The sequence below is a fragment of the Vibrio scophthalmi LMG 19158 genome (genome assembly GCF_000222585.1).
In the GTDB taxonomy this organism is placed as follows: Bacteria; Pseudomonadota; Gammaproteobacteria; order Enterobacterales; family Vibrionaceae; genus Vibrio; species Vibrio scophthalmi.
In genome coordinates this window covers 1-12430 of the sequence record NZ_AFWE01000072.1, presented here as the reverse complement: position 1 = coordinate 12430, position 12430 = coordinate 1, and the positions used below count along the sequence as shown (strand labels likewise).

At 45.9% G+C, this 12430-nt stretch carries 14 protein-coding genes; 9 read left to right on the top strand and 5 right to left on the bottom strand.

Annotation, left to right across the window (positions count from 1 at the left end; translation table 11 throughout):
- The first annotated feature begins 102 nt into the window (after positions 1-102).
- From RH88_RS05240 to yacG, 7 genes are all read left to right on the top strand, one after another.
- Positions 103-561, top strand: a complete 459-nt coding sequence (locus RH88_RS05240) for a pilin (RefSeq protein ID WP_005593981.1) — start codon at positions 103-105, stop codon at positions 559-561.
- A complete protein-coding gene (gene pilB, locus RH88_RS05235) occupies positions 561-2243 on the top strand; it encodes a type IV-A pilus assembly ATPase PilB (protein ID WP_005593980.1) in 1683 nt (560 codons plus the stop codon). Before RH88_RS05240 ends, pilB begins: the two co-directional genes overlap by 1 nt.
- A 53-nt stretch (positions 2244-2296) precedes the next feature.
- Positions 2297-3520, top strand: a complete 1224-nt coding sequence (locus RH88_RS05230; RefSeq protein ID WP_040757853.1) for a type II secretion system F family protein — start codon at positions 2297-2299, stop codon at positions 3518-3520.
- Positions 3521-3625: 105 nt separating this feature from the next.
- Positions 3626-4495, top strand: coding sequence for a prepilin peptidase (locus tag RH88_RS05225; protein WP_005593978.1), 870 nt, complete (start codon positions 3626-3628; stop codon positions 4493-4495).
- 4 nt (positions 4496-4499) lie between these two features.
- Complete coding sequence (coaE, locus tag RH88_RS05220) at positions 4500-5108, top strand: dephospho-CoA kinase (protein WP_005593977.1); 609 nt, start codon at positions 4500-4502, stop codon at positions 5106-5108.
- Between the two features lie 34 nt (positions 5109-5142).
- On the top strand, positions 5143-5883 hold the full coding sequence (zapD, locus tag RH88_RS05215; protein WP_005593976.1) for a cell division protein ZapD: 741 nt from the start codon (positions 5143-5145) through the stop codon (positions 5881-5883).
- A 75-nt stretch (positions 5884-5958) separates the two neighbouring features.
- Complete coding sequence (gene yacG, locus RH88_RS05210) at positions 5959-6153, top strand: DNA gyrase inhibitor YacG (protein WP_005593974.1); 195 nt, start codon at positions 5959-5961, stop codon at positions 6151-6153.
- A gap of 225 nt (positions 6154-6378) precedes the next feature.
- Here the strand turns inward: yacG and rplS are convergent, their stop codons facing one another.
- The 5 genes from rplS to ffh all read right to left on the bottom strand — a co-directional run bounded on the left by rplS (position 6379) and on the right by ffh (position 9977).
- On the bottom strand, positions 6379-6732 hold the full coding sequence (gene rplS / locus RH88_RS05205; RefSeq protein ID WP_005593972.1) for a 50S ribosomal protein L19: 354 nt from the start codon (positions 6730-6732) through the stop codon (positions 6379-6381).
- A gap of 49 nt (positions 6733-6781) precedes the next feature.
- A complete protein-coding gene (trmD, locus tag RH88_RS05200) occupies positions 6782-7531 on the bottom strand; it encodes a tRNA (guanosine(37)-N1)-methyltransferase TrmD (protein WP_005593971.1) in 750 nt (249 codons plus the stop codon).
- 27 nt (positions 7532-7558) lie between these two features.
- Positions 7559-8113 (bottom strand): ribosome maturation factor RimM, encoded by a 555-nt coding sequence (gene rimM, locus RH88_RS05195; RefSeq protein WP_005593970.1) that lies wholly within the window; start codon positions 8111-8113, stop codon positions 7559-7561.
- A gap of 24 nt (positions 8114-8137) precedes the next feature.
- Positions 8138-8386, bottom strand: coding sequence for a 30S ribosomal protein S16 (rpsP, locus tag RH88_RS05190; protein ID WP_005593968.1), 249 nt, complete (start codon positions 8384-8386; stop codon positions 8138-8140).
- Positions 8387-8597: 211 nt separating this feature from the next.
- Positions 8598-9977 carry a signal recognition particle protein gene (gene ffh, locus RH88_RS05185; protein ID WP_005593966.1) on the bottom strand — a complete coding sequence of 460 codons (1380 nt, stop codon included), beginning with the start codon at positions 9975-9977 and terminating at the stop codon, positions 8598-8600.
- Between the two features lie 182 nt (positions 9978-10159).
- Here ffh and RH88_RS05180 point away from each other — a divergent pair, with 182 nt between their 5' ends.
- Both RH88_RS05180 and RH88_RS05175 read left to right on the top strand, forming a co-directional pair.
- Positions 10160-10954, top strand: coding sequence for a cytochrome C assembly family protein (locus RH88_RS05180; RefSeq protein ID WP_005593965.1), 795 nt, complete (start codon positions 10160-10162; stop codon positions 10952-10954).
- Positions 10955-11082: 128 nt separating this feature from the next.
- The gene (locus RH88_RS05175) at positions 11083-12357 is read left to right on the top strand and encodes an HlyC/CorC family transporter (RefSeq protein ID WP_005593964.1); all 1275 of its coding nucleotides are present in this window, start codon (positions 11083-11085) and stop codon (positions 12355-12357) included.
- The last annotated feature ends 73 nt before the right edge of the window (positions 12358-12430 follow it).

The window sequence follows — 12430 nt, the reverse complement described above, 5'->3', positions numbered from 1 at the left end:
CTACACTCGCCTTCGCTGCTCGGAATTCCCGTCACTGCATTTCTCTTTGTTCATTTACTCGGCCAATCTAGCGCCTGCCTCACAACCAAAATGGAGCTTCACATGAACAATACGTCAACTCGCTCTCAACGCGGTTTTACTCTTATTGAATTAATGGTCGTCATGGCGATTGTCGCTATATTGGCGGTGTTCGCGGTTCCTGCCTATCAAGACTACACCAAGAAAGCGACCATGGCGGAGTTTCCTACCATCGCCGCCCCAGTAAAGCTAGCCGTTGAAATGTGCGCACTGGAAAAAGCCTCAAGTACCAGCACGTTTGCCGCTAACTGCAGCACTAGTGCAGGACATGTACCAAGCGCGGCAATCAACAACATCAGTGTTACCGCGACGAATGTCTCTGGCGCAATACAAGTGATCGCTCAAGCAACAAGCGATAAAGGCCCGGTGAAATCTGGGGAAGAGTTCATTCTCAGCGCGACGTACAGCGATCAGGGCATTACTTGGGCGGCCAGTTGTACAGACGCCGGTGGCAATGCACAAAGCGCCTACTGTCCAGATTAATGAGTCATCATTTAGCGACGCTGCTTTCTCAACAAGGCCTACTTGCTCACACGCAAGTAGGCCAGCCACCTTTTACCTCAAACCATCCTTCTGGCTTTGATCCGTCGATACTAGAATTCATTAGCGCAGATAAATTAGCCGCTGTGGTAAGCCAATTATTCAAACTGCCACAGGTTAATATTGCTCACTATGAGTATCGTACGGTTTGTGAAGAACTGGGGTTGAGTACACTGATCCAAAAACACCTTTCATTACCACTTGCCAAAACCAATGGCACGCTCACGCTGGCAGTGGTCGATCCGACACTGGATGTGATTGAAGACGAGTTTCGTTTTGCGACTGGATTGCAGATTGAATTAGTGGTGACTGACTACAATGCTATCAAGAAGGCCATTTATGCCCTCTATGGCCGAAGCCTTCAATCCACCACAACCGCGAAGAAAGAGATCAATGCCCTCGAACTGGCACAGCTAGTGAATGTCAGCGAAGAGGAGTTTGATCGAGAAGAAGATTTGAGCCTAGATGACGCCCCCGTCAGTCGCTACATTCATCAGATATTACTCGAGGCGATACGCAAAGGGGCTTCTGATATTCATTTTGAACCGTATGAAAAGCATTACCGGATTCGCCTACGCTGCGACGGACTACTCGTAGAAAGCCACCAGCCAGCTTCTCAACTTGGCCGCCGCCTCTCCACACGGTTGAAAATATTAGCCAACTTAGATATAGCTGAACGTCGACGACCGCAAGATGGCAGAAGCAAGGTGAAGCTAAATGCTGATAGCGCCGTGGATATGCGAATCTCGACGCTACCCACTTTATGGGGTGAAAAGGTGGTGCTGCGATTATTGGAAAGCGGTATCAACCTGCTTGATATTGACCGACTCGGCTATAGCCACCAGCAAAAACAGCACTACTTAAAAGCACTCAAACAACCACAAGGGCTGATATTGTTTACTGGCCCAACAGGCAGCGGTAAAACCATCTCACTCTATAGTGGGCTAAATCTTCTTAACACGACGCAAGTCAATATTGCCACCGCAGAAGATCCAGTAGAGATCAATCTCAGCGGTATCAATCAAGTCCAAATTCAACCGCAAATCGGCTTCGACTTCGCTTGCGCACTGCGATCTTTTCTTCGTCAAGATCCAGATATTGTTATGGTCGGCGAAATTCGTGATGTTGAAACCGCTGACATTGCGATCAAAGCGTCACAAACGGGCCACTTGGTTCTTTCCACTTTGCACACCAACTCCGCAGCTGACACCATCGTTCGTTTAGCGAGTATGGGGATTAAAACTTATGATCTTGCCGCCTCACTGACGCTGGTGATGGCCCAGCGCTTAGTCAGAAAACTCTGCGCGTATTGCAAAGAGCCAGCAAAACGAAACATCGATGCTAAGGACGATTTACTCGGACCCGTCACTGATCAGCAGTATCAAGCCAATCAGCACGGTTGTACTCAATGTAATCAGGGTTATCAAGGCAGAATAGGCTTGTTTGAAGTGCTGCCAATAAACGCCAAACTGCAACAAGCGATATTGCAATGCGCGACTGCAATTGAGATTGAAGCGCTCGCCAAAAGTGAAGGCATGATGAGCTTACAACAATCCGGTATTGCCGCACTCAACGCTGGCAAAACCAGTCGCCAAGAATTACAACGCGTGTTGCTATTTGGCTAGCGGACTCTGACAAGCTGTGGCCCTCTTAACTGAAATAAATCACCTCTAACACTATGAATAAAAAATCACAGCACCGGTTGAAAATCTATCGCTGGAAGGGAACCAACTCTGTGGGTCGGCGTGTCACGGGTAAATACTTGGCATTCCGTGAGAGCGATGTTCGTCAGCGATTAAAGCAACAAAAGATCCGCATCAATCAGTTAACCTCACACAAACTTTCTTGGCTTCAGCGCCAACTCGAAACGGTTAAGCCCAAAGAGATCACCTTACTTACCCGCCAATTAGCCACCATTCTCGATACTGGAATTCCGCTCGTTCAAGCGCTCAAACTGGTCAACGACAACAGCAAAAAATCCGGAATGCTCGCCCTACTCCTAACGATAACCAGCCAAGTTGAAGCAGGCCTTCCTCTCAGCCAAGCCTTAAAAGCAACGCATCAGTTTGATTCTCTTTATATCGATCTTGTCGCGACGGGGGAAGCGACAGGACAGCTCAACCAAGTGTTTTTCCGTATCGCCGAACACCGTGAAAAATCTGAGCACCTCAAAGCCAAAGTAATCAAAGCAATGATCTACCCTTCTATCGTTTTACTCACCGCTTTGGCCGTCAGTTGGGTGATGTTAACCATCGTCATTCCTGAATTTGATAGTATGTTCCAAAGCTTTGGCGCTGAACTGCCTTGGTTTACTCAACAAGTATTATCGCTGTCCTACTTTGCTCGTGAACAGGGCGGAACGATCGCCATAAGCATGGTCAGTTCTCTACTGCTCTGCAAATGGGCTCAAGCACGCTCATCTCGCTGCCGGATCTACTTGAGCCGAACCAGTTTGCGCCTCCCTCTCATCGGCCCAATCATCAGTAAGGCGGCAATCGCTAAGTTCAGTCGCACCATGGCCACCAGCTTTTCAGCTGGCATTCCAATATTGTCTTGTTTGAAATCAGCCGCAAAAACCACCAATCAGCTCTATTACCAAGCGGCTCTTGAACGAGTGCTAAAAGATACCGCAGCAGGCATGCCGTTTTATCTCGCCATGCGCGACAGCGATACTTTTCCTGAAATGCCATTGCAAATGCTGATGATTGGCGAAGAGGCAGGTAAGCTTGATGAGATGCTGATTAAGATCGCGACCATCTATGAAAAAGAAATCGATGACACCGTTGATAACCTAGGCAAAATCATTGAACCGGCCATTATCATTTTTCTCAGTATCGTGGTCGGTAGCCTCGTTATCGCTATCTACTTACCAATATTTAATTTAATGAACGTTATAGGCTAAGATAGCAGCTTATAAAATTACTCAAGTCACTATAAATCTCTACACGACAGATCTCGACGCGACTTGCGTATCAGCCATCGCCTTAAAGCACTTAATGAGTTATCTATGGAACTGTTTGTTTATTACCCTTGGCTCTTCCCACTTCTTGCGACGGTGTTTGGTCTTATCGTTGGCAGCTTTCTCAATGTGGTCATCTACCGCTTACCGATTATGATGGAGCGCGAGTGGCGTCACGATTGTGCAGAAAGTTTTCCCGAATACAAAATTGAAGTTCCACAAGAGACATTTAACCTCAGCGTCCCACGCTCAGCTTGCCCGAGTTGCCATACCCAGATTCGCGCCATCGATAACATTCCTGTTATCAGCTGGCTACTGCTAAAAGGCAAATGCCACAACTGCCAAAGCAAAATCAGTGCTCGCTACCCTCTGATCGAGTTGCTCACGGGAGGCTTGTGCTTGCTGGTTGCCACCACCTTACCCGCCAGTTATTTCACTATCGCGCTGCTGTTTTTTACCTTCGTTTTAGTCGCAGCGACGTTTATCGATCTTGATACCATGTTGCTGCCTGATAGCCTGACTCTACCACTAATGTGGAGCGGCATTGCCTTAGCCCTGTTTGGCATCAGTCCAGTGAGCTTGCAAGATTCGGTCATTGGCGCCATGGCAGGCTATTTGTGCCTATGGAGTGTCTACTGGGCTTTCAAACTCATCACCAAAAAAGAAGGTATGGGTTACGGTGATTTTAAATTGCTTGCCGCGCTAGGCGCCTGGCTTGGCTGGCAGTACCTGCCGATGATCATCTTAGTCTCATCTTTGGTGGGATTGGTGTTTGGTCTTATTCAATTACGTCTACAGAGCAAAGGCATTGATAAAGCGTTTCCATTTGGTCCTTACTTAGCCATTGCTGGTTGGATCGCCATGTTATGGGGGGAGCAGATCCTCCATGGCTACTACCGTTTTCTACTAGGAGCGTAATTCGATGCCTTTTGTGATTGGCCTGACCGGCGGCATTGCGAGCGGAAAAACCACTGTTGCCAACCTTTTCCAGCAACAATTCGGTATTGATATTGTCGATGCTGACATCGTCGCCCGTGAGGTGGTTGAGCCAGAAAGTGCTGGCCTCAAACAGATCGTCCAACGTTATGGTGCTGCAATTTTATTGGATGATGGCACTCTCAATCGCGCGCAGCTGCGCGACATCATTTTTGCTGAACCGAACGAAAAACAGTGGCTAGATGCGCTATTACATCCGATGATCCGCCAAAGAATGCTCGAGCAGCTTGATAACACCACCACACCTTATGCTTTGCTGGTGATCCCTTTGATGGCGGAGAATAATCTGCAAACACTCGCCAACCGGGTTTTGGTGGTCGATGTCGATGAAAGTAGTCAAATTGAACGCACCATGTTGCGTGATGGCATATCACAGCAACAAGCTCAATCGATTGTTAATTCTCAGGCAACAAGAGCGCAACGCTTAGCGATTGCCGATGACGTGATTAAAAACCACTCAAAAAACCAACAACTTTTGTACCAAATCACAGAATTACATAAAAAGTACCTAGAAATGTGTAGGGAAAATCGGTGAGAATAAAGCGACAAAATTTCAGGGCTGCATGTAAATGACCACTCACTACTTTGAACACCCGCTGAACGAGAAAACTCGCATCTACCTTCGTGTAGAGGCGCTGTTACATCAGCTCGATGTGTCCGCAAAATTCAGTGACGATTTGCAGCACCTGAATTTCTTCCGCGCCTTATTTGACCTGTTGGAAATCTTCGAACAAATTCAGCTGAAAAGTGAATTGGCTAAAGATATTGAGAAGCAGCGACAGACTTACCGTAACTGGCTCAATTTCGATGGTGTTGACCAAAACACCTTGCAAGAGATCCTGCAAGAAGTCGATCAAGTACATAGCCAATTAATGGCGGCAGAGCGTTTTGGTCAACGCTTGAAAGAAGACCGCTTTCTCAGTGCCATTCGCCAACGTTTTAATTTGCCCGGTGGCGCATGCTGTTTTGACTTGCCAGCGCTGCACCATTGGCTGCATCTTTCTAATCAAGAGAAGCAAGCCGATGCCAGTAACTGGATGGAGTCTCTCGGTGCGTTATCTAATGCGTTGCAGCTGTGGCTTAAACTTACACGTGAAACAGGCCGCTTTATTACTCAGCAAGCGCACAACGGCTTTTATCAAAGCGATGCGGAAGAAGCGAATATCTTACGCTTAAATATCCCAATGCAATATGGTGTTTACCCAATGATCTCTGGGCATAAAAACCGTTTCGCGATCAAATTCATCGAGTTTAAATCAGGCCAAGCTTTTGCTGGTGATGTGGCATTTGAGCTGGCAGTTTGCTGCTAAGCAATACATCCCCAGCTTACCTCTACAACGTTAGTTGCTATACTGGCGATAATCTTTACTGTACGAATACTATTTATGACTAAAATTACTAAAGTTCCATGCCCACAATGTGGCACTGAAGTCGTTTGGGGTGAGCAAAGCCCGCACCGTCCATTTTGCAGCAAGCAATGCCAGATGATTGATTTTGGTGAATGGGCAGATGAAGAAAACAGCATTGCTGGCGCACCAGATATGTCTGACAGCGACGGGTGGTCTGAGGATCAGTACTAGAGCGAGAAGCGAGAAGCGAGAAGCGAGAAGCGAGAAGCGAGAAGCGAGAAGCGAGAAGCGAGAAGTATTTTTAAGGGTTGGCGTTCTGCGTCAACCTTTTTTATTTTCGCATCTCGAGTTCTATAGCGCAGCGTTCTAGACTCTCGTAGCAAGGCGTTCATTATTGTAAAAAAAAGCGGAGACCAAATGGTCTCCGCTAATACTATGAGAACGCTAGTTATAGCATTACTTCTTAGTAAGTTTCTCTTTAATACGAGCAGACTTACCAGAACGTTCACGTAGGTAGTACAACTTGGCACGACGTACTGCACCACGGCGTTTAACTTCAATGCTATCAACAACTGGAGAGTGAGTTTGGAACGCACGCTCAACACCTTCACCGTTAGAGATCTTACGAACAGTGAAAGCAGAGTGTAGACCACGGTTACGGATTGCGATTACAACGCCTTCAAAAGCCTGTAGACGCTCACGATCACCTTCTTTTACCTTAACTTGTACAACAACAGTGTCACCTGGTGCGAATTTAGGTAGGCCTGTTTTTAGTTGCTCTTCTTCAAGAGCCTTGATGATGTTACTCATTTTAATAAATTCCTAGAATAAACTGATACTTAATAAAATAGGTTACTGCTTACTTTTCACCGGCGCGATGCGCTTTGATGAATTCAGCCAGTAATTGTTCCTGTTCGTCAGTCAGAGCTAGGTTTTCCAGGAGCTCTGGTCTTCTTAGCCAAGTACGGCCTAGCGATTGCATTAATCGCCAGCGACGAATGTCCTTATGATTGCCTGACATCAGTACCGCAGGTACTTCTTTGCCATCCAATACTTCAGGGCGCGTATAGTGAGGGCAATCTAACAGGCCATTTGCAAAAGAATCTTCTTCTGCTGACGCAAAGTCTCCAAGTACACCAGGGATGAACCTTGATACTGAGTCAATTAACGTCATGGCTGGTATCTCACCACCCGTCATCACAAAATCACCAATCGACCATTCTTCGTCGACTTCAGATTGAATGATGCGCTCATCTACCCCTTCATAGCGGCCACAAATAAGAAGCAAGTTCTCGTTCGTTGCCAACTCTTCAACCCCAGTTTGGTCGAGCTTGCGACCTTGAGGTGATAGGTAAATCACTTTCGTCTTTCCCGGTGACGCCTGTTTTGCTGATTGAATGGCATCGCGCAAAGGCTGAACCATCATCAACATCCCTGGACCACCACCGTAAGGTCTATCATCAACAGTGCGATGTTTATCTTGAGTGAAATCACGAGGATTCCATGTCTCAATCGATAAAAGACCTTTTTTAACCGCTTGACCTGTTACTCCAAAATCAGTAACAGAACGGAACATTTCAGGAAAAAGGCTAATTATGCCAACCCACATGTGTTCTCTCGCTCTGTAGTTTTGGAATTAGAATCCAGGATCCCAGTCAACTTCGATCCGTTGAGCTTCGCGATCAACTTTGATGATCACTTGCTCTTCAAGAAACGGGATTAATCGTTCCTTTTGTCCGAAAGCATCTTTTAGATTAGCTTTAACAACCAGAACATCGTTTGAGCCAGTTTCTAGCATGTCGGTAACAACACCTAGATCGTAACCTTTAGTGGTTACTACTTGCATACCAAACAATTCGCGCCAGTAGAATTCTTCTTCTGACAGTTCAGGAAGTACCGCTGGGTCAATAGCAATTTCAAAGTTGGTTAGCAGTTGCGCGTTTTCACGAACATCCAACCCTTCTAGTTTACATACATAGCCTTGGCCATGACGTTTCCAGCTTTCTACTTTGTACTCAACCCATTCGCCTTTTTGGTTTAAAAACCAAGGGCTATAATCGAAAATACTTTCAGCATTGTCTGTGTAGGAGAAAACTTTAAGCCAGCCACGAATACCATAGGTAGACCCAAGTTTACCCACAATGATTCTGTTATCTTGCTCACTCATAGTTTCTTCACCCTTCATCGACATAAGCTATTTCTCTATAAAAAAGAATTAAGCCGCTTTTTGAGCGTCTTTAACTAGCTTAGCTACGCGGTCAGATAGAGATGCGCCTTGACCAACCCAGTGGTTAACGCGATCTAGGTCTAGACGTAGACCTTCTTCTTGACCTTGAGCAGTAGGGTTAAAGAAACCTACTTTCTCGATGAAACGGCCAGTTGAAGCGTTACGGCTATCCGCAACTACGATTTGGTAAAATGGACGCTTTTTAGCGCCGTGACGTGCCAAACGAATGGTAACCATGTCGTCCTCTTTGCTTTCTCAAAAATAAAATTAACCCCAATAACCGTCTAATTTATTAAACAGTTTGGGGTCTCGTGCCAAAATAAAGCTCCGGAATTTTACTCTTATTCAGGAGCAATGCAAGGTGTTTAGCTATTTTTTCACCACCACAAATTGGGAAATAAGTATGTGATTCAGCTAACACCTTGAAACTTCATTTGTGTTTGTATGATTAACGACCAAACGGGTTAAAACCACCACCCATGCCGCCGCCCATCATACCTTGCATGTTACGCATCATGCCTTTCATGCCACCCTTCTGCATTTTTTTCATCATCTTCTGCATCTGAGTGAACTGTTTCAGCAGACGGTTTACATCTTGTACTTGTGTACCCGAACCGGCTGCGATACGTTTTTTGCGTGAACCTTTGATCAGTTCAGGACGTTGACGCTCTTTCATCGTCATCGAGTTAATGATCGCTTCCATCTGGTGGAACATTTTGTCATCAACTTTATCTTTGACGTTGGCGGGTAAGTTGCTCATACCTGGCAGCTTATCCATCATGCCCATCATGCCGCCCATGTTTTGCATCTGACCAAGCTGCTCACGGAAATCCTCCAAATCGAAGCCTTTCTTCTCTTTGAATTTTTTCGCTAGCTTTTCGGCTTTCTCAGTGTCGACATTGCGTTGCAGATCTTCAATCAGTGACAGTACGTCACCCATACCCAAGATACGTGATGCCACGCGATCAGGATGGAATGGTTCTAGTGCGTCGGTCTTCTCACCCACACCCAAGAACTTGATTGGTTTTCCTGTGATATGACGAACCGATAATGCCGCACCGCCACGAGCATCACCATCAACTTTCGTCAAGATAACACCGGTTAGTGGAATAGCATCACCAAACGCTTTCGCTGTATTCGCCGCATCTTGACCGGTCATTGCATCAACAACGAATAGGGTTTCAACAGGCGTAATTGCCGCGTGAAGATCTTGGATTTCCGCCATCATCACTTCATCAACCGCCAAACGGCCTGCCGTATCGACAATCAATACATCGTAGAATTTCTTCTTCGCATGATCGATGGCAGCATTGGCAATATCAAGTGGCTTCTGATCTGGTGAAGATGGGAAGAAATCAACACCGATATCGGTCGCGAGTGTTTCTAGCTGTTTAATCGCCGCTGGGCGATAAACATCGGCAGAAACAACCAGTACTTTCTTCTTCTCACGCTCTTTAAGCAGTTTTGATAGTTTACCAACAGAGGTGGTTTTACCCGCACCTTGTAGGCCGGCCATCAAGATGACTGCTGGCGGTTGAGCAGCAAGGTTTAGCGCCTCGTTCGACTCACCCATAACCGCTTCAAGCTCAGCTTGAACGATTTTGATAAATTCTTGGCCTGGCGTAAGAGATTTAGACACCTCAACACCAACAGCGCTTTCTTTAATACGTTGAATGAAATCACGTACCACTGGCAATGCAACGTCTGCTTCCAGCAATGCCATGCGGACTTCACGTAAGGTATCTTTTATATTGTCTTCAGTCAGACGACCTTTACCACTGATGTTCTTCAGGGTTTTGGATAGGCGATCCGTTAAATTCTCAAACATCCTTTACTCTTCGCTAATTTCGGCGACATATTACTGTGAGTATACCTTAGCCAACCCTAGCTTGGCACTAGCCGATTAGAAATTGATATCTCATCTCTCACAATTGACCTGATATAAGCCATGGCTCAAGCGATAGATGCAAGGTATAATTTGTTAAAAATCGACCAGCTTAATTGAGAGTAATGGATAACTTAATCGCTGTAAGCGCAGCAATACTCTATGTATTAGCCATCGCGACTATCATTCCCGGCCTTGTTCAACAAACGGGGATACGCGCCAAAACTGTTTTAATCAGTGCTTTGCTAGCGCTGTTTTTTCATGCCTGGTCTCTCAGCGACCTTATTTTCTCCAGTTATGGTCAAAACCTCAGCATTCTCAATGTGGCCTCATTAATTAGCTTTATTGTTTCGCTCGTCATGAGTGTGGCAATGCTGAAAACTCGCATCTGGTTCCTATTGCCGGTTGTTTATAGTTTCTCTGCCATTAATTTATGTGCGGCAACTTTCTTGCCAAGCTCATACATGACGCATTTTGAGAACGACCCGAAATTATTGATCCACATTTCGCTCGCGCTGTTCTCATACTCCACGTTAACCATTGCTGCGCTCTACGCACTCCAATTAGCTTGGTTGGATAACAAGCTGAAAGCGAAGAAAGCCTTCGCCATCAACCCCAACGTTCCACCGCTGCTGCTGATAGAACGTCAGTTATTCAAAATCATTTTGATTGGTAACTTGCTGCTCACAGCCACTTTGGTGACTGGTTTCAGCTTTGTGCACGATATGATTGCACAAGGCAAAGCGCACAAAGGCGTGCTCTCTTTTATCGCTTGGGTGATTTACTCGGTACTGCTTTGGGGACATTACCAAAGAGGTTGGCGAGGAAAAAAAGTCACTTGGTTTGCAGTTGCTGGCGCGACAATCTTAACGTTAGCCTATTTTGGCAGCCGTTTTGTCCGCGAGATTATTCTCAACTAAATCTAATCAAGCACACTCAGTGTGCTTTTTTATTACCACCATCAGGTACAGCATACTGTATTTGAAATTGACTTCACGCTTCAGTTAGGTCATAAATTAGCCAAGACTTCACAAGGAAACAAAGCGTTTTGAACGACATATCAACGGGTATCTTATTTGCGCTACTCGCGTGTCTTATTGTTATATCAGGTTATTTTTCAGGTTCAGAAACGGGCATGATGTCCCTGAACCGATACCGCCTCAAGCATCTATCCAACAGTGGTCATAAAGGCGCCCGCCGTGTCGAGAAGCTGCTTGATCGCCCTGATCGCTTAATCGGTCTTATCCTTATTGGTAACAACCTCGTTAATATTCTTGCTTCTGCGATTGCCACCATTTTAGGCATGCGCCTCTACGGCAATTTGGGCGTTGCGATCGCGACTGGCGCACTAACGTTGACCATTCTAGTCTTTGCCGAAGTCACCCCTAAAACCTTGGCGGCGCTGTATCCTGAGCGCGTCTCGTATGCCAGCAGTATTGTCCTGACAATTCTGATGAAGCTACTCTCACCAGTGGTGATTTTTGTCAATTTCATTACCAATGGCTTTATTCGTTTGATGGGGATTAAGGTTAGTCACGACGGCGATGACCACTTAAGTTCTGAAGAACTGCGCACGGTGGTTAATGAAGCAGGTAGTCTTATTCCTCGTCGTCACCAAGACATGCTGGTTTCAATTCTCGACCTAGAGCACGTTACCGTGAATGACATCATGGTGCCACGCAACGAAATCACCGGTATCGATGTCAATGATGATTGGAAATCCATCGTGCGCCAATTGACCCACTCTCCACACGGCCGCATTGTGTTATACCGAGACCAAATTGATGAAGTGGTTGGGATGCTGCGTCTACGTGAAGCTTCGCGCATCATGTTAGAGAAGAATGTGTTTGATAAAGAGACGCTATTGCGTGCGGCTGATGAGGTCTATTACATCCCAGAAAGCACACCACTCAACGTTCAGCTACTCAAGTTTCAACGTAATAAGCAGCGCATTGGGCTTATCGTAGACGAATATGGTGACATCATTGGCTTGGTTACCTTAGAAGATATCTTGGAAGAAATCGTTGGTGAGTTTACTACCTCAATGACACCAAGTTTATCGGAAGAGATCGCCCCACAAGAAGATGGCAGCTTTTTAATCAATGGCAGTGCCAATATTCGCGATATTAACAAAGGACTTAAATGGCAACTGCCGACCAATGGCCCGCGGACATTGAATGGGTTAATTCTGGAACATTTAGAAGATATTCCTGAAAGCCATTTAAGTGTGCAAGTCGCTGGGCATCCGATGGAAATCGTCAAAATTGAAGAGAACCGCATTAAGCTGGTGAAAGTCTCCCCCGCACTATCAAAGGCATCGTAAGTAATTTTTTAAAACGAGCGCATTTTCTGCCACTGAGTTTTCTGCCACTAAATAGACGAATATAAAAAAACGC

What these genes read in the sequence shown, in the direction of transcription:
- RH88_RS05240 (WP_005593981.1), top strand. Translation starts at nt 103, where the DNA reads ATGAACAATACGTCAACTCGCTCTCAACGCGGTTTTACTCTTATTGAA.
- pilB (WP_005593980.1), top strand. Translation starts at nt 561, where the DNA reads ATGAGTCATCATTTAGCGACGCTGCTTTCTCAACAAGGCCTACTTGCT.
- RH88_RS05230 (WP_040757853.1), top strand. Translation starts at nt 2,297, where the DNA reads ATGAATAAAAAATCACAGCACCGGTTGAAAATCTATCGCTGGAAGGGA.
- RH88_RS05225 (WP_005593978.1), top strand. Translation starts at nt 3,626, where the DNA reads ATGGAACTGTTTGTTTATTACCCTTGGCTCTTCCCACTTCTTGCGACG.
- coaE (WP_005593977.1), top strand. Translation starts at nt 4,500, where the DNA reads ATGCCTTTTGTGATTGGCCTGACCGGCGGCATTGCGAGCGGAAAAACC.
- zapD (WP_005593976.1), top strand. Translation starts at nt 5,143, where the DNA reads ATGACCACTCACTACTTTGAACACCCGCTGAACGAGAAAACTCGCATC.
- yacG (WP_005593974.1), top strand. Translation starts at nt 5,959, where the DNA reads ATGACTAAAATTACTAAAGTTCCATGCCCACAATGTGGCACTGAAGTC.
- rplS (WP_005593972.1), bottom strand. Translation starts at nt 6,732, where the DNA reads ATGAGTAACATCATCAAGGCTCTTGAAGAAGAGCAACTAAAAACAGGC.
- trmD (WP_005593971.1), bottom strand. Translation starts at nt 7,531, where the DNA reads ATGTGGGTTGGCATAATTAGCCTTTTTCCTGAAATGTTCCGTTCTGTT.
- rimM (WP_005593970.1), bottom strand. Translation starts at nt 8,113, where the DNA reads ATGTCGATGAAGGGTGAAGAAACTATGAGTGAGCAAGATAACAGAATC.
- rpsP (WP_005593968.1), bottom strand. Translation starts at nt 8,386, where the DNA reads ATGGTTACCATTCGTTTGGCACGTCACGGCGCTAAAAAGCGTCCATTT.
- ffh (WP_005593966.1), bottom strand. Translation starts at nt 9,977, where the DNA reads ATGTTTGAGAATTTAACGGATCGCCTATCCAAAACCCTGAAGAACATC.
- RH88_RS05180 (WP_005593965.1), top strand. Translation starts at nt 10,160, where the DNA reads ATGGATAACTTAATCGCTGTAAGCGCAGCAATACTCTATGTATTAGCC.